Below are 22,795 nucleotides of genomic sequence, written 5' to 3'. Positions count from 1 at the left end.
TGTCGGACAGGGAGGTGTTGGATACGGCGGAGGCAAGGAAAGTTAAACTTAATAATTAAAGATAGCTGCTCCAACAATGATCAACAAAATGAATAGCACCACGATCAAAGCGAAGGAGCTCCCGAAACCGTTTGAGTAACCAGAGTTTCCACTGTATCCACCAGAATTGTAGAATCCCATAATGTCACCTCCTTTAGTGGAGATAGTATAAGATATGCCAACGATTATTTTCGACATAGATTTAAGTCTAAAAAAGAAAAAATGAATATTTTGTCTAAAGGTGTAAGAGAGAACGCGTTATCAAAACTATTAAAAACGCAGCAATTGTCTTCAGAGTATTTTTTCGAGAAAAAACGCGGTCTGTTTATAGGATTGGAGAAGGGAGCTCGGCTGCTAAGAGCTGACTTATTAGTTTGAAACCTCGATTTATAAATGAAAGGACTACAGGGTATTTTTCTCGTAGGCAATTATCCTGAAAAATATAGGTGAATGTTTATTCTAGCTGTTGTTTCACTAAGTGTGGGGATCACTTCAAGTACTGTCCTAGGATCAAAAGTTTATTGAAGTGCAAATAGAAGCCCGCCGGTGAGGCGGGCTTCCTTCTTAACTCCCCCTATACACCTGATAACCAAACGGCGACAGCAAGAGCGGGATATGATAATGTGCATCTGGATCTGCTAGCTGAAAACGGACGGTGACTATGGTTAAAAACGGCTGGTCGACCGTATTCACGTTTTTATTCGCAAAATAGTCTCCTGCATGAAATTCCATCACATACTCTCCGGAAACCAGCTCTTCACCAGCCAGCAGAGGGACATTGACTCTGCCGTCATTGTTAGTGTAAACCTCTTTCAAAATACTTTCGCCCAGCCGCTTCAATTCAATTTTTACGTTCGCCGCTGGTTTGCCGCTGGTTAAATCTAAAATATGGGTTGTCAGTTTTCCCATCAGGCTTTCAGGCTCCGACATTTTTCAGCGGCTTTCTGTTTTTCTTTCTCGGCGTCTTCTCTTGTCACGGTAAAATGTTGGAAACCGTATGGCGGGCGCGGTTCGGTGTAGACTTTTCCTTTTGAGCCCGGGATTTCTTCGACAACCGCATCCCACGTGTGATTTTGAGATTGGAAGCTGACATCAGTGAGCTGCGGGAACCTCGCTAATATTCTGCAGCCGATATGATAGATTAGGTTTTGGATTGAAGGGGTTTCGAGCTCGTGAAAAACGGTGCTCGCTAAGTCGCGGACTTGTTCAGCCGCAACGTAGCGGGCTGGATCAAAAGCGTATGCGTCATTGGTATTTTCATATTGCCAGCTGATGTTTAAATAGACAAACAGCGGGCGGTTGCCGTCTTCGGGGAGAGTCGTATATTCGTCCCGGATGAAGCCGACGAAGGAGTTGCCGCTCACCTTGACGAGCTGAAGATCCATGATTTCGCTGTATTGCTCGGTAATCGTTATGGTATTCCCGCTTCGTTCTGCTTTCAGCACAGAGCGGCTTCGTTCATTACGCGATCTTCTGAAGACGAGGCGGCTTGTGCTGAGCTCTTTCTCCTCGTATGCAGGCATTGCTTCAAACGGAATGTCTTCGCCAGTCAGAGTGATCTTGTCCATATGAGAATAGGTATCTAAAAATCGGTGGGCTACATAGTGTAGGAACCCCTCGGTTGTCGTTCCTTCATAGGATGCGAGATGGCGCTGGATAAAGTTTTTCATTGAATCCGTTGCCACGACGAGAGTGTTGTCTCCGTCTGTAAATGATGGCAGGAAGGCTTCTCCGCCAATTTCGCATGTCACATCAACGCCGACAACGGTATTGCTTCTCCCGGCAAAAGATGATTCTGGGATTTGCTTCACTCCAGTGAGCGGTTTTAAAAACGTTCGGTATGCAAATACATTTCCTTTGCCATAAGACATGGTTCTTTTCATTTGCGTCTCTCCTTTTTCAGTGATGATGTCAGCCAGACGAAAGCGGGCGATTCGGTAAATTTCTATAAGGGCCTGCTGGAACTCCGTTTCTCGTTCGCTCTCAAGCCTTGCCAGAAGGGCTTGGTGAATGTCCTGTTTCGTCTTTCCCTTCACCGCTAAAATAAAAGGAAAGCCGAAGCGATCATAATAGTGTTCATTCAGCATGAGAAACTCCTCGTATTCCTGCTGTTCTAATTTGCCGAGCCCTGCGTTCTGCTGCTCTCGTACCGAGTCATCGCTCATTGTTTTCTTTGTTCCGAGCCGGGGATGCTTTTTGATTAAATCAAGCTGTGTCTCGCGATCCGCAGCTTTTACAATGCCAGTCATTTTGCGGTGAAGATCAGAAAGGGACGAAAACGGCCGTAGTGCTGCGGATCTCTCCGCAATCCATGAAGAGTGTTCAAAAATAGAGCCAAGTGTGTCTGTCAGTGTTTGTGTGTCCATTTGGTTCAGGTCATCCATTGTGAACATTGGCATCTGCCTTTACGTTTTTATGTCTGCGCTATTCGGCTGTTTGGTTTGAAAAAAAGCGTGCAGTGCAATGGCCGTCAAACTGCCGATCACAATTCCGCTTCCTGCCAAGACAGAGGCCGCGCCCGAAAGAGATGAAAACAACGCGGGAACTGTTGTAGCGCCAAGCCCCAAGCTGACGGAAGAGGCGATAATCAGCAGGTTGCCTTGCGAATCAAGGTCAACGCTGGATAGCATTTTGATCCCGTAAGAAATAACCATGCCGAACATGACGATCATTGCGCCGCCGAGAACTGGGGTGGGGATCACTGTTGTCAGGGCCGCTGCTTTTGGAACCAGCCCGATCGCGACCAGTATGATTCCTGTGATGGCGATGACGTTGACACTTTTCATCTTTGAGAGCTGAACGATGCCGACATTCTGCGAGAAAGCTGTATAGGGAAACGCGTTAAATAAGCCGCCCAGCAAAATCGCAAGGCCTTCTGCCCGGTAGCCCTTTTCCAGATCCTTCTCCGACAGTCTGCGGTTTGTGATATCCGCAAGCGCAAAGTAAACACCTGTCGATTCAACGAGGCTGACAATCGCAACGAGAAGCATCGTGACAACAGCCGGCAGCTCAAAGGTTGGCGGTCCGAAATAAAACAGAGACGGGACATGAAGCCAAGACGCCTCCAAGACCTCAGAAAAATCGACCTTTCCCGTGAAATATGCAGCCGCTGTTCCTGCGATAAGACCGAGTAAAATCGCTATGGAGCGGATAAAGCCTTTAAAGAAATAAAACAGCAATAAGATAAAAGCTATGACGCCAAACCCGAGGAGCACGTTGTCCAGTGAGCCGAATTCTTTGCTTCCTTCACCTCCGGCCAGGTTATTCATTGCTGTTGGAATCAGGCTGATGCCGATGATCATGACGACTGATCCGGTTACGACAGGCGGAAAAAAACGGACAAGCTTTCCGAAGAAGCCCGCGGCTAAGACGACAATCAGTCCTGCGGCGATAATGGCACCATATATCGCTGGGACACCGTAAGTGCTGCCGATGGAAATCATCGGGCCGACTGCGGTAAACGTACATCCGAGCACAACGGGAAGGCCGATGCCGAAATATCGGTTTCTCCAGAGCTGCAAAAGAGTTGCCGCCCCGCACATAAACAAATCAATCGCGATTAAATACGTCAGCTGCCCCGCATTCAGCCCGATCGCCGCTCCGACGATCAACGGAACGAGAATGGCTCCCGCATACATGGCAAGCATGTGCTGAAGCCCCAGCATCATTAGTTGTAAGGCATTGTGCTGTTCCTTCATCTTTTTTACACCTCTTTTTCTAATACGAGTGTATGTTCTAATACCGGAAGTTCTGTTTGCTGTGCTGTTAATTCTTTTTTGTCGCGCAAGCTGAAAAATAGATTCAAAAAGATGGCGGTCAGGCTTCCAGTGATGATGCCGTCACTGACCAGAATTCTAATCGGAGCGGGGAATTCAGCAAAAATCCCGGGGGCCGTGCTGGCGCCGATGCCGAGTGCGATTGAGCATGCGATGGTCAGGAGGTGGTATTGATTTTTGAGATCCGCTGTGCTGAGCATTTTGACGCCGGAGGCAATCACCATGCCGAACATGACGACGGTCGCGCCGCCAAGTACAGCAGCAGGAACGGCAGATGCAAGGGCGGCAATCTTCGGAATCAGTCCGAGACAGACAAGGATACAGCCTGCGGTAACGACGATGTTTCTTGTTTTCACTTTGGTCAGCTGCAATAAGCCGGCGTTTTGCGCAAAGGTATTATAAGGAAAGGCATTGAACAGCCCGCCGATGAGAATGGCGATTCCTTCCGCTCGATAGCCTTTGACGAGATCTTTTTCAGTTAAAGGTCTGCCGCATATCTTTCCGATTGCGTAAAAAACGCCGGTTGATTCCACAATAATGACGATTCCGACGATCAGCATCGTTAAGATCGGACCGATTTCAAACGTGGGGGCTCCGAAGTAAAAAGGCTTCGGGATTTGGAAGGACGGTGCTTCTGTAACAGAAGAAAAGCTGACTTTGCCCATGATCGCTGCTGCCGCTGTTCCGGCGGCGATGCCGATCAGAACGGACAGTGTTCGGGCAAATCCTTTGAGAAAGCGGTTGAGGACTAAGATCAGAACAAGGACACCGACAGAGAGAAGAAGGTTTTCGAGCGAACCGTATTCGGGGTTGGCGCTGCCGTTTATTTTTTCGCCGCCAGCCATATTTTTCACACCTGTCGGAACAAGTGAAAGGCCGATCAAGGTCACAACGGTACCTGTTACGACAGGAGGAAATAACACAGTCAGCTTGCCGAAAAAACGCGCAAACAAAAAGATGAACACACCGGCCGAGATGATGGAACCGTAAATCGCGTGAATGCCGTAATTGCTGCCGATTGCGATCATCGGGGTGACGGCCACAAATGAACTGCCAAGCATGACGGGAAGCCCGATGCCGATGTATGCTCCGCGCAAGGTTTGCAAAAGCGTCGCGACGCCGCACGTTAACAGGTCAATCGCCAATAGGTAGGACAGCTGTACAGTTGTTACATTCAGCGCCCTGCCGACAAGCAGGGGCACCAAAATCGCACCTGCATACATGGCGAGCACATGCTGCAGGCCAAGCGTAAACACCTTAAACGATCTTTTTTTCACCATAGTCCCTCCCTGTATGTGAACTTTAGTAACATTGTATCGTGCCGGCCGAGGGGTGTCATTGGATACAGTAGCTGAAAAAGGCAGGTGTGATTGCTGAAAGTGACGAAAAATGATTCATTTTGTAAGAAAATGTGACAAACTTTAGCTGATCAGCCGCTGCATACGTAAGGCAAGCCGCAAACGCATCGTTGTTTCAGGATCTTTTAAGCTTTTACCCAGAAGCTCTTCGCATTTTTCAAGGCGGTATATGACCGTATTGCGATGAACGTACAGACGCTTTGCCGTCTCTGAAATTTGGCAGTGTGTCTCTAAATAGACGGAAAGCGTATGAAGCAGGCTTTGATCCTCCTGCTGTTTTTCAGCGAGGCTCTGAAGCGTGGAGTTGTAAAATTTCTTCAAATCCTCAACCGGGAGCAAGCGCAGAAGCTCAGGCACATCTTTGGCGTGATACACCTGGATAAATGCGGTGCTTCTTGACAAATGCCCCGATTGCAGAGCATCAGAAGCTTCTGTGAAAGCGTCGGGAACATCAATGAGCTTTTGGCAGATATTGCTGATGCCAAAGGACACGGTTCGTTTAAATTGAGCGCTGACCTGTGTTTGAAACTGTTCTAAAAAGCTGATCACCGAGGCGTGCATTTCACTCCAGCTGTCTGTCGCCTCGATTAGAATAATGCCGACATTTCCTTTCATAAAGAAGTGAGGCGGAAACGGGAAGGCGGATAATTCACCTTCAAGAAATTCGAATACGCTGTCGGAAGCGAGCTGATTTTCTGTAAAACTGATTGATTCATCATTCCGATCGAGTTTGCCGGCAATGCACATGTATTTTTGATCCCAGCGCAGCTTGAATTCTTTCGCCCGGTTTTTGATTTCGTCATCTGAAGAAAAGGACCGCTCAATAAAATTGTTGAAAAACTCATTGCGGGCCCTTCGGCTGAACTGCTTCAGCGCATTTTCCTTCAGCAGTTCAAAGGAAATGACGTTGGCCGCTTGTTCAATCGTGAGGATCAATCCTTTGTCGCCGGCCTGCACCATGTCCGGTATCAGCAGGTAGCCGCAGTTTTTTTCGTGATTATAAATAGGCAGGACAGAATATGTTTTCTGATCTGAGATTGTAGAGAAACAAGTGAAAAATGGCCCGGATACGGTATTCAGGGTGCCTTTCAGCTTTTCGGTCTCAACTGAAATCTGATGAGACGCAGACAGCATTTTGGCATGCTGGTCAAGCAGCAGCACGGGAAGCTGAAGGAGGTCTGACACCTTTTTGAGGAGGGATTGCAGCCCCTTGCCGCTCATAATGTGGTTTGTGAATTTTTTGTGCGCGTAAATGGCTTGCTGCAGCTCGTTAGAACGCATATCGAGAATATGGCTGAGTGTGGCATTCACAATATCGCCGAGTCGGATATGTTCCGGAAGCTCAATGATCGGAAACGCATATGAATCGGCCAGTTCGATGATTTCCTTCGGGATATCTTCCAGATAGCGCTTTGTTTTAATGCCGAGGCCCGCGCAGCCGCGTTTTGCCATTTGCCGAATCAGTTCAGATAATTGATGCGGGTGATCCTTCAGGTGATAGGCGGTGGTGACGAGCAATTCATTCTTATGCAAAAAGTCTGCGATATCCGGAGCGTCCATCATATTGACATGCTGAACCTCTCTTTCCCCTCCTGCTTTTCCAGCGATTAAATTGGCGTTTTCAAAAGCCGGTATTTTCATCACATCAAAAATATTCATAGCGCATTCTCCTTTTCTATAAAAACATTGGTTAAGGTGAATAATTTTCAATAGGAATTCTAGCGGTTTTGCTGATGTAATACGATCATAGTAGCAGTAAACTGTTGAAAATAGAACTGGTTGTGTTACATAAACTGACATGAAAAATCGTCATCCTTACATGGGGGGATCAATATGGCTTACGATATGGTGATAAAAGGTGCGAAGGCAGTTACGCCAGATGGCGTTATAGAAGCTGATATTGCAGTTCAAAACGGTGTCATTGCCGAGATAGGTTCTGACATTGAAGCAAGCGGGACGGAAATCATCCAGGCAGACGGGAAATACGTGTTTCCTGGTGTGATAGATTGCCATGTTCATTTTAATGAACCGGGCAGGGAGGATTGGGAGGGGTTTGAAACAGGTTCTCAAATGATGGCCGCAGGCGGTTGCACTACCTATTTTGATATGCCGCTCAACTGTATTCCATCAACCGTGACGGCAGAGCATCTTCTCGCAAAAGCTGAGCTAGGCAGGCAAAAATCTGCCGTGGATTTTGCGCTATGGGGCGGCCTTGTGCCAGGCCATATCGAGGACATCCGTCCGATGGCTGAAGCGGGAGCGATCGGGTTTAAAGCGTTTTTATCAAAGTCAGGTACTGATGAGTTCCGCTCTGTTGATGAACGGACATTGCTCAAAGGCATGGCAGAAATCGCGGCTGCAGGAAAAATCCTCGCTCTCCACGCGGAAAGCGACGCGATCACAAGCTACTTGCAGATGGTTTTGGCCAATAAAGGAAAGGTGGATGCGGATGCGTACGCCGCCTCCCGCCCGGAGGAAGCAGAAGTTGAAGCGGTGTATCGCACGATTCAGTATGCGAAGGTGACAGGCTGTCCGGTTCATTTTGTCCATATCAGCACGGCGAAAGCGGTCCGGCTGATCAGAGAGGCGAAACAGGAAGGTCTTGATGTTTCGGTCGAGACATGCCCGCATTATGTCTTGTTCAGCCATGACGATTTACGGCAAAGGGGCTCTGTCGCAAAATGCGCGCCTCCGCTCCGGTCGCTGCAATCAAAAGAGACGCTGATCGAAACGCTCATTGCCGGGGACATTGACATGGTTTCCTCAGACCATTCCCCCTGCCGTCCATCCTTGAAGCGGGAGGATAACATGTTTTTATCATGGGGCGGAATCAGCGGCGGGCAGTTCACTTTATTAGGAATGCTGGAACTGGCGCTTGAGCATCAGATTCCGTTTGAAGCCATCGCAGAATGGACAGCGGCGGCCCCTGCAAAACGATTCGGCCTTCAGAAAAAAGGGCGGCTTGAGGCGGGGTGTGATGCAGATTTCGTGCTCGTCAGCATGGAGCCGTACACTGTTACAAGAGAATCGATGTTTGCAAAGCATAAAAAAAGCATTTACGAAGGACATACATTTCCCTGCAGCATTACGGCCACTTACAGCAAAGGCCGGTGCGTGTACAATGATGGGGAAAAAGTCACTGAAATTGACGGAGCTCTGGTCGTTCCTTCGTAAGCCCGGCGGATTTTACCGCCGGGTTTTTTGATTTCCTCCGTTCTAGTTTTTAAAATCTCATCAACGTGGTATCTTTTTTTAAAGGAGGCGGAGGCAATGGAGCATGTCAAATACATACTTAAGCAATCCTGGTCGCGCCATTCGAGCTCTAAATGGACGGAAGAATGCCCGTCATGCGGCCAATGCGGCGTGACGGCATTGGTGATTCAAGACCATTTCGGCGGCACGATTTTCAAAACAAAAGTCGGTGAGAGCTGGCATTTTTACAACAGCATCAATGGTGTGATGTACGATTTTACGAGTGAGCAGTTTCAGGCGCCTATTGAATATCAGCATATTCCTTCCTCAAGAGAAGAGGCGTTTTTAGATACGAATGAGGAACAATATCAGCATCTTCGTTCTGCATTTTCCCGTCATATGAACAGCATTTCCGAGGAAACCTGAAAACACGTGTGATAAACTGGAAGAGAGGTGAATGAGTGTGATTTATATCGGACTGACGGGGTGGGGGGATCATGACAGCATCTATCCGCCGAAAACGGCCAGCCAGAAAAAATTGCAGGCCTATTCCTCCCATTTTCCGATCGTGGAATTAGACGCGAGCTTTTACGCGATTCAGCCGGCGCGCAATAATGAAAAGTGGGTGAAGGAAACGCCCGAAACCTTCCAATTTATCGTGAAAGCATATCAGGGCATGACAGGGCATCAGCGCGGCGAAATTCCCTTTGACTCAAAAGAGGAGATGTTTGATGCGTTTAAGGTGTCTTTAACGCCATATTTACATAGCAATAAGCTCGCCATGGTGCTGTTTCAATTTCCGCCGTGGTTTGACTGCAAGAAGGAGAATGTCGCCTATTTGAGATGGTGTAAGCACCAAATGGGAGATATTCCTTGCGCGCTTGAATTCAGAAACCGTTCCTGGTTCTCGCCGCCATTTTATGAGCAGACGCTTTCATTTATGAAAGCGGAAGGCTGGATTCACAGTGTCTGTGATGAACCGCAAATCGGAGAAGGCAGCGTTCCTACTGTGCTGCGCGCGACCGATGAAAACAAAACGCTCGTCAGGTTTCACGGACGCAACAAGCAGGGCTGGATGAAGCCTGATGGCGGGAAAAACTGGCGGGAGGTCAGGTACTTATACCGCTACAACCAACAGGAGCTGGAGGATTGGAAAAAGCACCTGAATGAATTGCAGCAGCAATGTAAGGATGTTTTTGTTCTGTTCAACAACAATTCCGGCGGTGACGCTGCGGATAATGGCAAGCAGATGCTTGAACTGCTTGATATCGAGTACAGCGGACTTGCTCCGAGACAGCTCGATTTATTTTAGAAAAGAGGTTTTGATTGATGTCGTTTGTGATTTTGGTCGTACTGGGATTAATCGCAGGTACGGTAGGAAGTCTGATCGGGCTTGGCGGCGGAATTGTCATTGTGCCGTCTCTGATGTTTTTAAGCACAGTGACGCAGCTGTTTCAGGATGTGACGCCGCAGGTTGCGATTGGAACTTCGCTTTTGGTCATTATTTTTACGGGCCTTTCTTCAACTTTGGCTTATATTAAATATAAAACAGTTGATTATAAGAGCGGACTCATTTTCTTTATCGGTTCGGGTCCCGGCAGCATGATCGGGGCTTACGTGTCAAAGCTGTTCAATTCAAACTCGTTTTCCGTTTGGTTTGGCATTTTTATGATTCTGATTTCATTATCCTTAATGCTGAAAGCGAAAGCCCGGCCAATCAACAAAGCGCACAAAGGAATTATCCGGACATTTCAGGATGATGCCGGTGAGCCTTATACGTACTCATATCAGGCCTCTGTCGGTATTGCCATTGCCTTTGTTGTCGGTTTTTTAGGCGGACTTTTCGGTATAGGCGGCGGATCACTGATGGTTCCGGCGATGATGCTGTTATTTCTGTTTCCGCCGAAGGTTGCGGTGGCAACGTCCATGTTTATTATTTTCCTGTCTTCTATGACAGGGTCTGTTTCACATATGATTTCCGGGCACGTCAATTGGCTGTACGCCCTCGCGCTTGTGCCCGGCGCTTGGTTCGGCGGAAAGCTTGGCGCCGCCATCAACAGAAAAATGCAGACGAAAACGATCGTTATGATCATGCGGATCGTATTGATTTTGATCGGCTGCCAGCTCATTTATGAAGGCATTTTCAGCTGAACGATTAGGGAGAGATATTATGAAGGAGAAGCTCCGCTTATATCATACAAATGATTTGCACAGCCATTTTGAAAACTGGCCGAAAATTGTAGATTATATCGAGCAGAAAAGAAAAGAGCATCAGTCAGACGGCGAAGAGACGCTCGTTTTTGATATTGGCGATCATCTTGATCGTTTTCAATTCGTGACAGAGGCAACATTCGGAAAAGCGAATGTCGATCTCTTAAACCGCCTTCACATTGATGGAGCGGCGATCGGCAATAACGAAGGGATTACGCTTCCGCATGAAGAGCTTGCTGCCTTATATGATCATGCTGAATTTCCTGTCATCGTCTCTAATCTGTTTGATAAAAATGGAAACCGTCCGTCCTGGGCGGTGCCTTACCATATCAAATCATTGAAAAACGATATGTCCATCGCTTTCTTAGGTGTAACTGTGCCGTATTATCCTGTATATGACAAGCTGGGATGGACAGTAACGGATGCCCTTGAAAGCATAAAGGAAACCATTCTGGAAGTGAAAGGGCAGGCTGATATTATCGTTCTGCTGTCACATTTAGGCATTCTTGATGATCAGGCAGTGGCTGAAGCGGTGCCTGAGATTGATGTAATCCTCGAATCACATACCCATCATTTGCTTGAAGATGGACAAGTGGTGAATGGGGTACTGCTGGCCAGCGCCGAGAAATACGGGCATTATGTCGGCTGTGTAGAAATCACGGTGGACAGCGTACAGCGAAGCATCAACAGCAAAACGGCTTCTGTGCAGAACATGGCGGAATGGACAGGAGAATCCGCAGAAACAAAAGCGTTTCTCAATGAAAAAGAACGTGAAGCCGAGGAGAAGCTGTCCGATGCCGTTGCAGAGCTTGCACAAGATGCTGAGGTGAAGTGGTTTGAAGAATCAGAGCTGCCTTTGCTTTTGGCATACGCCTTAAAGGAATGGTGCGAGACGGACATCAGTATGGTCAATTCAGGTGTCATTCTCGGTCCGCTTAAAGCAGGTCCTGTGACAAAGCTGGATCTGCACCGCATCTGTCCGCATCCGATCAACCCGGTGGCTGTCCGCCTGACGGGAGAAGAACTGAAGGAAACCATTGTCCATGCCGCTTCCGAACAAATGGAGCAGCTCCGGATCAAAGGACTCGGCTTCCGCGGAGAAGTGATGGGGAAAATGGTGTATGCCGGCGTTGAGGTAGAAACGAAACGGCTCGATGACGGGATCACCCACGTCACCCGGATCACACTGAACGGGGAAGATATTAAAAAACATAAACAATACTCCGTTGCGGTGCTTGATATGTTTACGCTCGGCAAACTGTTTCCGTTGATTCGCGACGCTGCAGAAAAAGAATATTTTATGCCGGAATTTTTGCGGGATCTGCTTGCTTGGAAGCTTGCGCAATAAGGCAGTCAGCCCACAACAAGCTGTGCCCTTCATCATAAAGTGATGAATGAAGGGAGTGGTTGACGTGGTAAACCTGACACCGATCATGATAGAAGGACAGCCTTTTACAGCTGTGACAGTAAAGCTTCCCAAAACGAATTTTATGGCCGTCGCCAATGATCACGGATATATTATGTGCGGTGCGCTGGATGTGGCGCTGCTGAATGAAAAATTAAAGGAGCGCGGCATTGTGGCGGGACGCGCAGTTGGTGTCCGCACCATTGACCAGCTGTTAGACGCACCTTTAGAATCCGTCACGTACGCCGCGGAAGATCTTGGCATTCAAGTCGGCATGAGCGGCAGAGAAGCGCTTTTAAAAATGGTGAAATAAAATAAATTGGCCCCGGCTATTACTATGTCCCCTCTTACAAGCATACATTGTGATATGTAAGGGGGGATTTTCTTGCCAAGATATCGCGGCCCTTTTCGCAAGAGAGGACCTTTGCCTTTCCGTTACGTGATGCTCCTGTCCGTTGTCTTTTTTATCCTGTCAACAACGGTCAGCCTTTGGATGATCAATGGCTCGATCAAACCTGTTTTAATGGACATCGGCGAGATGGAAACGAAGCGTATAGCGACAGAGGTGATCCAGGATTCGATTGAGGACTATATGTCTGACAGTGAAAATATGAAAGATATGTTTCAAATGAATTCTGATGAAAACGGAAACTTAACGACAATCGATTTTAATACACAGGTTGTAAACAGTGTGAAAACAAAAGTGACAAAGCAGCTTCAGGCTCATTTGAAAGAGATGGAAACCCATACCGGACACAGCGGCGCCAGTGAAAACATTATGATCAACATTCCGCTGGGACAGGTAACCGGCAACAGCCTTCTTGGAAACCTCGGGCCGAAAATCCCGGTCCGGTTCAATTTAATCGGTGACGCTTTTACAGATGTCAAAACCAAAATCAAGCCGTATGGCATAAATAACGCACTTATTGATATCAGCATCTTTGTCGAAATTAAAGTGAAGGTCATCATTCCATTTGCCAGCAAAACCGCTGTCGTCACAAATAATGTTCCTGTATCGATTAAAGCAGTGCAGGGCGAAGTGCCGCAGTTTTATAATGGAAGCGGCGGCTCGGGTGTCACGCCTTCTGTCCAGCTTCCGAGCAGCAAAGAAAACGGTGCCGATTCAAAAAAAGAAAAAAGCAGCAAATAAGCCGCCTGTTGAAGAGGCGGCTTTTTGTTACTTCTTTTTTTGGTATTCATATCGCTCCCACGCCCTCAAATGCGGGTATGGATCAAATGACCATTCGGTTCTTCCGTTATCTTTGTACATGCCATAGTGCAGATGCGGCGGGAACTTCCCGGCGGTTCCCGGCGGGCCGTATCCGGAGCTGCCGACTGATCCGATCACTTGGCCAGGCTCAACGATTTGTCCTGTTTTAATCCCTTTGGCAAACCCATTGAGATGGGCAAAATAATGATACGTATTGTTAATGTCCCTGATGCCGATTCTCCATCCTCCGAAGCGGTTCCAGCCCTTCATTTCAACTACGCCGTAACATGTGGATTTGACAGGAAGGCCGTAATGGGCAAAGATATCCGTACCTTCATGAATCCGCCTTCCACCGAAGCCGCGGGCATCTCCCCACGTGCTTCGGTAGCTGTAATCGGTTCTGATCGGAAGCGGGAATGCATGCTCGCCCAGATCAATATGGCCGTAGGCTTTAAACAGCTTCATGAATTCAGATATAATCCCCACTGTCTGATCACGCCGGTAATAATTCCAAAGCCCGATCCGGATGTTGTCTTCATCTGTGCCATACGACAGTAAGTATTGGCTGAACGTATACAAGATATCTTCATCGTTGCTGACCTCGGCTTTCCCGTCTCCATCGCCATCCATTCCGATTCCGTCAAACACTTTAATGCTTAACGGCGCATCGTCTTTCGGATTCGGGTTTTCAGGCCCGCTCCAGATATCATCGGGTATATAGATGCTGATGATTCCCGCCTTTTCAGGCAGATCTTTCCGGTTGCTCCGCACGTTTTCTTCGTATTGATCAACAGCGGCGAGCGCATACCAAGGGATCTGCGTCACAGCTTCGATTTTATGATATAATTCCATCCGTTTCGACAGCACTGGATCTGGAAGTTTTTTTCCAGACGCAGAAGGCTCAAATGCAAACAAAAGGAGAAGAAGAGCGGATAACAAAACTTTCACAAAATAATCTCCTTTCATATTGAATACACATAGTTTGCGGCAACCCGGCTTAAAAATGTCAGTAATCATCTTCCCTTGTCGAGAAATTTTTCCTATGTTAAAGTGTCTAAAGAAAAGACTTTCTTTAGTTAGAAAAACATTATTTTTGTTGCAGAACTAAAACCTGCACCTTTCTCGTTTTCAGAATGTTTCGTGTCAGAAATTGAGTATATTGGATATTGGAGATGATGGGAATTGGCAAAGAAAGACGAACACCTCAGAAAGCCCGAATGGCTTAAAATTAAATTAAATACAAATGAAAACTATACAGGGCTCAAAAAACTCATGCGGGAAAACAACCTGCATACCGTATGCGAAGAAGCAAAGTGTCCGAATATTCATGAATGCTGGGCGGTCAGACGTACAGCGACATTTATGATTTTAGGTTCTGTTTGTACAAGAGCATGCCGTTTCTGTGCTGTCAAAACAGGCCTTCCAACTGAGCTTGATCTGCAAGAGCCGGAACGCGTAGCGGATTCAGTCGCGCTTATGAATTTGAAACACGCGGTCATTACGGCTGTTGCGCGTGACGATCAGAAAGATGGCGGGGCAGGCATTTTCGCGGAAACTGTCCGTGCGATCCGCAGAAAAAGCCCGTTCACAACAATTGAGGTGCTGCCGTCTGATATGGGCGGAAACTACGATAACCTAAAAACCTTGATGGATACACGCCCAGACATCCTGAATCACAATATCGAAACGGTTCGCCGCCTGACGCCAAGAGTCCGCGCGCGTGCGACGTACGACCGTTCATTGGAATTTTTGCGCCGTGCGAAGGAAATGCAGCCTGACATTCCGACAAAATCAAGTATCATGATCGGACTCGGCGAAACAAAAGAAGAGATTATTGAAGTAATGGACGACCTCTTGGCGAACAACGTGGATATTATGGCAATCGGCCAATATCTGCAGCCGACGAAGAAACACTTGAAAGTCCAAAAATACTACCATCCTGATGAATTTGCAGAATTAAAAGAAATCGCGATGCAAAAAGGCTTCAGCCATTGTGAAGCCGGTCCGCTTGTCCGTTCCTCTTACCATGCGGATGAACAAGTAAACGAAGCATCTAAAAAGCGTCAAGCACAAGCATAATGCCAAAACGCCAGATCATCTGGCGTTTTTGTCATTCCTATCGATTTTCATGTCCTGACGCGTTTCTCCATTGGCATTTTCATTCTCTGAGACAGGGCTTCCTTGCGGGGAGGTTTTCATTTCTTGAATCGTCCCCGACATGATCTCTCTAATATCCCTTGAACCAGAGCCGAGATTGCTGTAATTTTCGACGGATTGCATATGGTTTGGATTATCGGAAATATACACGTGATAGTATCGCGGTATCACAGAAGCCGCTGTTTTTTTCACCTGATCGGCGGTCAGCTCCCGGTTTTTAGAATCGGTTTTGTATACGACAAGCGCTTCTCGGTCAGTCACCAATGTCGCAGCATCTTGAATATGGGGGAGCTGAACCGTTAAACTTGATATCATGTGAGCGGTTTCTTCCCGGTTCATCACCGGCGTTTTCTGCTGTTCTCCGTCAAATTGTTCTTTTTGATAGCGGACATAGCCAAATTGTTCGTTCTCATTATGCCTGTTAAAAGCCTCGTTGCGGTCCGACACATGAATGGGTTTGGTTTGATTCTGCGTCTGATTCCGGACATTTTGGGCATTATCCAATCCTGCGCCTCCGCACCCGGATAATAGTCCGGTCAGCAGGCAGAGGCTGACAGCGGTTCGTTTCATTTATAAATCCCTCCTCATGTGTAGGGTAGCCAAATCGCATGATTTATTCTTTAGCAATTGATGGGGACGGGGCAATGAATTATGATAGGAATGAGTGAAAAAGAGGTGAGATCATGATTCTTATTCAAAATGCCGAATTTGAATTGGTGCACAATTTCAAAGACGGCTTCAACGAAGAGGCTTTTAAAGCCCGCTACTCCGATATATTAAATAAATACGATTATATTGTGGGAGACTGGGGATACGGTCAGCTAAGGCTCAAGGGCTTCTTTGACGACCAGAATCAAAAGGCAACCTTCGAAACGAAAATCAGCACATTAGATGAATATATTTACGAATACTGCAATTTCGGCTGTGCGTATTTTGTCTTGAAACGGATCAGAAAATAAATATACACAAAGGGGATGCTGTCATGTATTTTGTTGACAGAAGCAAAATCGAGAAAACACTAGGGTTCTTCGAGCACCAGCTGGCGCTATTTGACTCACAAACAGACTGGCAGTCTGAAATCGGGGAATTGGCACTTCAGCGTATAGGCCATCTGTTAATCGAATGCATTTTGGATACAGGCAATGACATGATTGACGGCTTTATTATGCGGGACCCGGGCAGCTATGACGACATTATGGATATACTGGTTGATGAGAAAGTTGTCACGGAAAAAGAGGGTGCTGAGCTCAAGAAATTGATCGCCTACCGCAAAACGTTGGTTCAACACTATCTGCTCGCTGACAGCGGCGAGCTTTACAGGCTGATCAAGGCGCATCAAACAGCTCTTCAGGACTTCCCGAAACGGATCAGAAGCTATTTGGAAACAGAGCTAGGACCTGTTTCCGCGTTTAAATAACAACTGGAAAGCCACAGGAGTGTTGGATATGAAAACATATAAAGGGTATTTAATTGATTTAGACGGAACGATGTACAATGGCACGGAAAAAATCGAGGAAGCGTGTGAATTTGTCAGAACGCTGAAAGATCGCGGCGTTCCTTATCTTTTCGTGACAAACAACTCTTCGCGCACACCGAAGCAGGTAGCGGACAAGCTCGTGTCTTTTGATATTCCGGCAACAGAAGAGCAGGTCTTCACGACCAGCATGGCAACTGCCCAGCACATTGCACAGCAGAAAAAAGACGCGTCTGTGTATGTGATTGGGGAGGAAGGAATCCGCCAGGCGATTGAAGAAAACGGACTGACATTTGGCGGAGAAAACGCGGACTTTGTCGTTGTTGGCATCGACCGTTCCATTACATACGAAAAATTTGCTGTCGGCTGCCTGGCAATCAGAAATGGCGCCCGCTTTATTTCCACTAACGGAGATATTGCGATTCCGACTGAAAGAGGGCTTCTGCCGGGAAACGGCTCACTGACATCAGTGTTAACCGTATCTACAGGTGTACAGCCTGTATTTATCGGCAAGCCGGAATCAATTATTATGGAGCAGGCGATGCGCGTTCTCGGCACTGATATGTCTGAAACACTCATGGTCGGCGACAACTACGCCACTGATATTATGGCCGGCATTAACGCGGGTATGGATACGCTGCTCGTTCACACAGGCGTAACGAAAAGAGAACATATAACAGACGATATGGAAAAACCGACTCACGCCATTGACTCTCTGACTGAATGGATTCCATACATTTGAAAAAAGGGCGCCCTAAAAGGGTGCCCTTATTCTGTATGCCGCGCGCGGTGAGCAAGTCTGCTTGAAGCCGCGGCGGAAATCGCTCCGACGATGTCATCTAAAAAGGTATGGCATTCACCGGTTGATTTATCATTCAATCGTTTAAGGATTCCGGGTTTTTCTTTGTCGATGTAACCGTAGTTCGTAAACCCGATCGATCCGTAAATGTTCACAATGGAAAATGCCAGAACTTCATCTACTCCATATAGGCTTTCATCTATTTCCAGCATCGTTTGCAGCGGTTCAGACAGTTTTTTCTGCTCAGCAAGAACATCCAATTCAATGCCCGTTAAAATCGCGTTTTGCACCTCGCGTTTTGCGAGAACACGATTGACGTTCAGCGTGCATTCATCAATGGTTAAATCCGGATGATATTTTTTCTGCAGAAAAAAGACAAGCTCGGCAATGTCTGATACCTCAACGCCGCGCTCCTTCATCCGTGCTCTTGCTTTAGCTTCCATCTGACTGAATTGTTCGTTTTCTGACATCAGCTTCACCCAATCTTTTTTACTAGTTTATACAAAATGCTTGAGAAGTTTACGACTTTTTCTTGCGCCTTCTTCGGATTAAAATATGTATTCATAATTCCGGCTGTGTATGACTACGATGTGATGAGCCCTAATTCAACAGGCAGGTGATCATGGTGAAAGGTACAATAAAAGAAAAATACGGCATTCACATCAGGCAGCTTTCCATGTACCAGCACACATATCAATGCTTTCAGACGCCTAATTCATACTTTCTGATTGTCCCCGTTTCCCAATTCTCAGAAACAGAGCTGGCGGAGCTTTATTACATGAGTCAGTATTTACAAGAACAAAGTGACCCATACGTTTCGGTTTTTATCTTTACAAAAGAAGGTGAACTGACATTTGAACATGAGGGAAAAACGTACGCTCTGCTGAAGGCGGCCCCCCCTTATTCAAACAGGGCGTTCTCCATTGGAGCGGAGCTTGCGGAATTTCACCGAAAAGGCCGAGGATATCCATATGAGGTGAAGGCGGCCGGAAGAATCGGCCAGTGGAAGGATCTGTGGGGAAAACGAATTGATCAGCTGGAAGCATTTTGGCAGAGAAAGGTTCAGACCCCTCCGCATGAGCCATTCGATAAAAAAATGATCGAATCATTTCCATATTATTTAGGACTGTCAGAAAACGCGATACAATATTTAGTGGACACTGAGCTGGATGACAAGCCCCAAGCCGCTGATTCAGGAACGATATGCCATCAGCGGATGGAAAGGCATACATGGTCACCGGAATCATTGATCAGGATTCCGGCGGATTGGGTGTTTGACCACGCTTCCCGTGATTTGGCTGAATATATGAGGCATACGTTTTTGCATCACAGACAAGATTTTAATCAGCAGGGCTTTCTCTTTTTACAGGAATACGAGCAAGTCACACCGCTGTCTTCATTTTCGAAACGCCTTTTATACAGCCGTCTGCTTTTCCCGCTTCATTATTTTGAAATCGTAGAAAGCTATTACATGTCATCAGAATCAGAAAAGCATTATTTTGAAGAACAGCTTAACTTCATTCTTAATGACTGTGGGCGTTATGAACAATTTCTCAATTCAGCGCAGGAATTCATGAATATGCGGGCGCAGAAGCTGTTTGTTCCACGCGTCAGCTGGCTCGGCAAAGGCAGCTCAGGGTGAGGAGAAAATCTGACAAAAATAATTAGAAAATAAAGAATCTTGTCATATCAATGCGTTAAGCGTTTACATTCGCAAAATTCAGCCTAATGCTGTCTTGTCAAAACAGGAGTGGGCTTATATAATGTTTGTAACTTATATGTCTGTGTTGAGTTAACAATTGTCTTTTTCAAGAGGACAATCAAAAGAAAGGTGGAGTTTTTTTGAAAGCGATTCGTGTAGGGCTTTTAGGTTTAGGTACCGTCGGAAGCGGTGTCGTTAAAATTATTCAAGACCATCAGGATAAGCTTATGCATCAGGTCGGCTGTCCGGTTACGATAAAAAAAGTGCTTGTAAAAGATTTAGAGAAAAAGAGAGAAGTAGATTTGCCGAAGGAAGTGCTCACGACAGAAGTGTATGATGTCATTGATGATCCAGATGTTGATGTCGTCATCGAGGTGATCGGCGGCGTTGAACAGACAAAACAATATTTGGTCGACGCGCTGAGATCGAAAAAGCATGTTGTCACAGCAAACAAGGACTTAATGGCTGTGTACGGCTCCGAGCTGCTTGCCGAAGCGAAGGAAAATGGATGCGATATCTACTTTGAAGCCAGTGTTGCCGGCGGGATTCCGATTCTGCGCACGTTAGAGGAAGGCCTCTCATCAGATCGAATTACAAAAATGATGGGAATTGTGAACGGCACAACAAACTTTATCTTAACCAAAATGATCAAAGAGAAAAGCCCATACGAGGAAGTGCTCAAGGAAGCGCAGGATCTCGGTTTTGCCGAAGCTGATCCGACTTCTGACGTGGAAGGGCTTGACGCCGCACGGAAAATGGCGATATTGGCGCGCCTCGGCTTCTCGATGAACGTGGATCTGGAAGACGTCAAAGTAAAGGGGATCTCCCAAATTACAGACGAGGACATCAGCTTCAGCAAACGCCTCGGCTATACAATGAAGCTGATCGGGATTGCTCAGCGTGACGGCAGCAAAATCGAGGTCAGCGTACAGCCGACACTGCTTCCTGACCATCATCCGCTTTCTGCTGTTCATAATGAGTTTAACGCTGTTTATGTATACGGCGAGGCTGTCGGTGAGACGATGTTCTACGGGCCGGGAGCCGGAAGCATGCCGACAGCGACATCCGTTGTTTCTGACCTCGTCGCTGTCATGAAAAATATGCGCCTAGGTGTAACCGGCAACAGCTTTGTCGGACCGCAATATGAGAAAAACATGAAATCGCCGTCTGACATTTATGCACAGCAGTTTTTAAGAATTCATGTAAAAGATGAGGTTGGTTCATTCTCGAAAATTACATCTGTGTTCTCAGAGCGGGGCGTGAGCTTTGAAAAAATCCTTCAGCTGCCAATTAAAGGCCATGATGAGTTAGCTGAAATCGTAATTGTCACACATCATACATCAGAAGCTGATTTCAGTGATATCCTGCAAAACCTAAATGATTTGGAAGTCGTTCAAGAAGTCAAAAGCACATATCGTGTAGAAGGGAACGGTTGGAGCTAATGTGGAAAGGACTTATCCATCAATATAAAGAATTTTTACCTGTAACAGATCAAACACCGGCGCTAACTTTACATGAAGGAAACACACCTCTTATTCACCTGCCGAAGCTGTCTGAGCAGCTCGGAATTGAGCTTCATGTCAAAACGGAAGGCGTCAATCCTACGGGATCATTTAAAGATCGCGGAATGGTTATGGCTGTGGCAAAGGCAAAAGAAGAAGGCAATGACACGATTATGTGCGCGTCAACAGGTAACACTTCCGCTGCTGCGGCAGCATATGCAGCCCGTGCTAACATGAAATGCATTGTCATCATCCCGAACGGAAAAATTGCATTTGGAAAACTCGCTCAAGCTGTCATGTACGGAGCCGAGATTATCGCAATTGACGGAAACTTTGACGATGCGCTTAAAATTGTCCGTTCCATCTGTGAGAAATCACCGATTGCCCTTGTCAACTCAGTCAACCCTTACCGCATTGAAGGCCAAAAAACTGCTGCCTTCGAAGTGTGCGAACAGCTGGGGGAAGCGCCTGATGTTTTAGCGATCCCGGTCGGAAACGCGGGAAACATCACTGCGTACTGGAAGGGCTTCAAGGAATATCATGAGAAAAACGGCACAGGCCTTCCGAAAATGCGCGGCTTTGAAGCTGAGGGTGCGGCGGCAATCGTGCGCAATGAAGTGATTGAAAATCCTGAAACAATAGCGACAGCCATTCGTATCGGAAACCCGGCAAGCTGGGACAAAGCTGTAAAGGCAGCCGAGGAATCCAATGGGAAAATTGACGAAGTCACTGATGATGAAATCCTTCACGCATATCAGCTGATCGCCCGTGTAGAAGGCGTGTTTGCAGAACCGGGTTCTTGCGCGTCTATCGCAGGAGTGCTGAAACAGGTGAAATCCGGAGAAATTCCGAAAGGCAGCAAGGTCGTAGCTGTGTTAACAGGAAACGGACTGAAAGATCCGAACACAGCGGTCGACATTTCAGAAATCAAGCCTGTCACATTGCCGACTGATGAAGACAGCATCCTTGAATATGTAAAAGGAGCGGCCCGTGTATGAACGAAGCCGACATGCTGTTCTCTGTCACTGTTCCCGGAAGCACAGCTAACCTAGGCCCCGGCTTTGATTCAGTCGGAATGGCGCTCAGCAGATATTTGAAGCTGACCGTCTTTGAAAGCGACAAATGGTCTTTTGAGGCTGAAACAGAAACAGTCGCCGGAATTCCGGCGGGTACAGATAACCTGATCTATCAAGTGGCTAAACGGACCGCAGATTTGTACGGAAAAGAAATACCTCCTGTCCATGTGAAGGTGTGGAGCGACATCCCGCTTGCACGCGGCCTTGGCAGTAGCGCCGCGGCGATTGTAGCGGCCATTGAACTGGCTGATGAATTATGCGGCTTAAAGCTGTCTGAAGCGGACAAGCTGCATTTAGCCAGTCTAGAAGAAGGACACCCGGACAATGCTGGCGCTTCTCTCGTCGGCGGACTTGTGATCGGCCTGCATGAGGATGACGAGACCCAAATGATCCGCGTCCCGAATGCTGACATTGACGTAGTCGTTGTCATTCCTTTTTACGAAGTGCTGACAAGAGACGCGAGAGACGTGCTTCCGAAGGAGTTTCCATATGCCGACGCCGTAAAAGCAAGTGCTGTCAGCAATATACTCATTGCTGCGATCATGTCCAAGGATTGGCCGCTTGTCGGGAAAATCATGAAGAAGGATATGTTCCATCAGCCGTACCGGGCGATGCTTGTGCCTGAGCTGTCAAAAGTAGAGCACGTCGCCGAGATGAAGGGCGCATATGGAACGGCTCTCAGCGGAGCAGGCCCGACGATTCTCGTCATGACCGAAAAAGGAAAGGGAGAAGAGCTAAAAGAACAGCTCGCGCTTCATTTCCCTCATTGTGAAGTAGACGCTTTGACCGTCCCGAAAGAGGGAAGTATAATAGAGCGAAATCCTTTATATCAAGTAAAAAGTGTATAGATCATGCCAAGCGTTCCTCAGCGTCAGCAGAGGGCGCTTTTTTTGC

The 22,795-nt window shown here is 47.1% G+C and carries 24 protein-coding genes; 15 read left to right on the top strand and 9 right to left on the bottom strand.

All coding sequences use genetic code 11. The annotated features are described in order from the left end of the window. Positions 1–48: 48 nt before the first annotated feature. The 6 genes from yuzJ to pucR form a co-directional block, all read right to left on the bottom strand. Complete coding sequence (gene yuzJ / locus MKX38_RS16515) at positions 49–180, bottom strand: YhzE/YjcZ family sporulation protein YuzJ (RefSeq protein WP_009968115.1); 132 nt, start codon at positions 178–180, stop codon at positions 49–51. 423 nt (positions 181–603) lie between these two features. Beyond that, positions 604–948: a hydroxyisourate hydrolase gene (gene uraH / locus MKX38_RS16510; protein WP_044052460.1), complete on the bottom strand. Its 345-nt coding sequence runs from the start codon at positions 946–948 to the stop codon at positions 604–606. Beyond that, positions 948–2,432 (bottom strand): factor-independent urate hydroxylase, encoded by a 1,485-nt coding sequence (pucL, locus tag MKX38_RS16505; protein WP_339187744.1) that lies wholly within the window; start codon positions 2,430–2,432, stop codon positions 948–950. The genes uraH and pucL overlap by 1 nt, the downstream gene beginning before the upstream one ends. 12 nt (positions 2,433–2,444) lie before the next feature. Further along, the gene (gene pucK, locus MKX38_RS16500; RefSeq protein WP_019712944.1) at positions 2,445–3,737 is read right to left on the bottom strand and encodes a uric acid permease PucK; all 1,293 of its coding nucleotides are present in this window, start codon (positions 3,735–3,737) and stop codon (positions 2,445–2,447) included. Between the two features lie 5 nt (positions 3,738–3,742). Beyond that, a complete protein-coding gene (gene pucJ / locus MKX38_RS16495; RefSeq protein ID WP_015714655.1) occupies positions 3,743–5,092 on the bottom strand; it encodes a uric acid permease PucJ in 1,350 nt (449 codons plus the stop codon). Between the two features lie 144 nt (positions 5,093–5,236). Further along, positions 5,237–6,832 carry a purine catabolism transcriptional regulator PucR gene (pucR, locus tag MKX38_RS16490; protein ID WP_014477890.1) on the bottom strand — a complete coding sequence of 532 codons (1,596 nt, stop codon included), beginning with the start codon at positions 6,830–6,832 and terminating at the stop codon, positions 5,237–5,239. A 174-nt stretch (positions 6,833–7,006) separates the two neighbouring features. Between pucR and MKX38_RS16485 the strand changes: the two genes are divergently transcribed. The 7 genes from MKX38_RS16485 to yunB all read left to right on the top strand — a co-directional run bounded on the left by MKX38_RS16485 (position 7,007) and on the right by yunB (position 13,131). Then, on the top strand, positions 7,007–8,347 hold the full coding sequence (locus tag MKX38_RS16485) for an allantoinase (RefSeq protein ID WP_229762675.1): 1,341 nt from the start codon (positions 7,007–7,009) through the stop codon (positions 8,345–8,347). Positions 8,348–8,443: 96 nt separating this feature from the next. After that, positions 8,444–8,791 (top strand): hypothetical protein, encoded by a 348-nt coding sequence (locus MKX38_RS16480; RefSeq protein WP_015714653.1) that lies wholly within the window; start codon positions 8,444–8,446, stop codon positions 8,789–8,791. Between the two features lie 37 nt (positions 8,792–8,828). Further along, complete coding sequence (locus tag MKX38_RS16475) at positions 8,829–9,677, top strand: DUF72 domain-containing protein (protein WP_003243895.1); 849 nt, start codon at positions 8,829–8,831, stop codon at positions 9,675–9,677. 17 nt (positions 9,678–9,694) lie between these two features. Beyond that, positions 9,695–10,516, top strand: a complete 822-nt coding sequence (locus MKX38_RS16470; protein ID WP_003228670.1) for a sulfite exporter TauE/SafE family protein — start codon at positions 9,695–9,697, stop codon at positions 10,514–10,516. Between the two features lie 19 nt (positions 10,517–10,535). After that, positions 10,536–11,924, top strand: coding sequence for a bifunctional UDP-sugar hydrolase/5'-nucleotidase (locus MKX38_RS16465; protein ID WP_339187742.1), 1,389 nt, complete (start codon positions 10,536–10,538; stop codon positions 11,922–11,924). A 64-nt stretch (positions 11,925–11,988) separates the two neighbouring features. Then, positions 11,989–12,294: a YunC family protein gene (locus MKX38_RS16460; protein WP_015251300.1), complete on the top strand. Its 306-nt coding sequence runs from the start codon at positions 11,989–11,991 to the stop codon at positions 12,292–12,294. A 72-nt stretch (positions 12,295–12,366) separates the two neighbouring features. After that, positions 12,367–13,131, top strand: coding sequence for a sporulation protein YunB (yunB, locus tag MKX38_RS16455; protein ID WP_009968113.1), 765 nt, complete (start codon positions 12,367–12,369; stop codon positions 13,129–13,131). A gap of 27 nt (positions 13,132–13,158) precedes the next feature. Here the strand turns inward: yunB and lytH are convergent, their stop codons facing one another. Beyond that, positions 13,159–14,139, bottom strand: coding sequence for an L-Ala--D-Glu endopeptidase (gene lytH, locus MKX38_RS16450; RefSeq protein ID WP_042974652.1), 981 nt, complete (start codon positions 14,137–14,139; stop codon positions 13,159–13,161). Between the two features lie 234 nt (positions 14,140–14,373). Here lytH and lipA point away from each other — a divergent pair, with 234 nt between their 5' ends. Beyond that, on the top strand, positions 14,374–15,270 hold the full coding sequence (gene lipA, locus MKX38_RS16445) for a lipoyl synthase (RefSeq protein WP_003222888.1): 897 nt from the start codon (positions 14,374–14,376) through the stop codon (positions 15,268–15,270). A 15-nt stretch (positions 15,271–15,285) separates the two neighbouring features. On the opposite strand, the gene MKX38_RS16440 is transcribed toward lipA, so the two are convergent. Next, complete coding sequence (locus MKX38_RS16440; RefSeq protein WP_003243821.1) at positions 15,286–15,918, bottom strand: YhcN/YlaJ family sporulation lipoprotein; 633 nt, start codon at positions 15,916–15,918, stop codon at positions 15,286–15,288. A gap of 113 nt (positions 15,919–16,031) precedes the next feature. On the opposite strand from MKX38_RS16440, the gene MKX38_RS16435 reads away from it, so the two are divergent. The 3 genes from MKX38_RS16435 to nucF are packed head-to-tail and all read left to right on the top strand — an operon-like array spanning position 16,032 to position 17,564. Then, positions 16,032–16,307, top strand: coding sequence for a YutD family protein (locus MKX38_RS16435; RefSeq protein WP_003228682.1), 276 nt, complete (start codon positions 16,032–16,034; stop codon positions 16,305–16,307). 23 nt (positions 16,308–16,330) lie between these two features. After that, positions 16,331–16,765, top strand: a complete 435-nt coding sequence (locus tag MKX38_RS16430; protein WP_021480536.1) for a DUF86 domain-containing protein — start codon at positions 16,331–16,333, stop codon at positions 16,763–16,765. A 28-nt stretch (positions 16,766–16,793) separates the two neighbouring features. Then, positions 16,794–17,564 (top strand): 5' nucleotidase NucF, encoded by a 771-nt coding sequence (gene nucF / locus MKX38_RS16425; protein ID WP_021480535.1) that lies wholly within the window; start codon positions 16,794–16,796, stop codon positions 17,562–17,564. Between the two features lie 26 nt (positions 17,565–17,590). Here the strand turns inward: nucF and MKX38_RS16420 are convergent, their stop codons facing one another. Beyond that, positions 17,591–18,091, bottom strand: a complete 501-nt coding sequence (locus MKX38_RS16420) for a phosphatidylglycerophosphatase A (protein ID WP_003243814.1) — start codon at positions 18,089–18,091, stop codon at positions 17,591–17,593. Between the two features lie 152 nt (positions 18,092–18,243). On the opposite strand from MKX38_RS16420, the gene cotNH reads away from it, so the two are divergent. The 4 genes from cotNH to thrB all read left to right on the top strand — a co-directional run bounded on the left by cotNH (position 18,244) and on the right by thrB (position 22,749). Next, complete coding sequence (gene cotNH, locus MKX38_RS16415; protein ID WP_339187736.1) at positions 18,244–19,263, top strand: spore coat-associated protein CotNH; 1,020 nt, start codon at positions 18,244–18,246, stop codon at positions 19,261–19,263. A gap of 200 nt (positions 19,264–19,463) precedes the next feature. Continuing rightward, entirely contained in the window at positions 19,464–20,765 is a 1,302-nt protein-coding gene (locus MKX38_RS16410) for a homoserine dehydrogenase (protein WP_003228694.1), read from the top strand. Further along, positions 20,765–21,823, top strand: coding sequence for a threonine synthase (gene thrC, locus MKX38_RS16405; protein WP_003228697.1), 1,059 nt, complete (start codon positions 20,765–20,767; stop codon positions 21,821–21,823). The genes MKX38_RS16410 and thrC overlap by 1 nt, the downstream gene beginning before the upstream one ends. Continuing rightward, a complete protein-coding gene (gene thrB / locus MKX38_RS16400; protein ID WP_032730335.1) occupies positions 21,820–22,749 on the top strand; it encodes a homoserine kinase in 930 nt (309 codons plus the stop codon). The genes thrC and thrB overlap by 4 nt, the downstream gene beginning before the upstream one ends. Positions 22,750–22,795: the final 46 nt, after the last annotated feature.

The sequence above is a fragment of the Bacillus sp. FSL M8-0025 genome (assembly GCF_037975475.1).
GTDB lineage: Bacteria > Bacillota > Bacilli > Bacillales > Bacillaceae > Bacillus > Bacillus subtilis.
The sequence above is the reverse complement of the archived record's forward strand: the minus strand, read 5'-3'. Positions and strand labels throughout refer to the sequence as shown.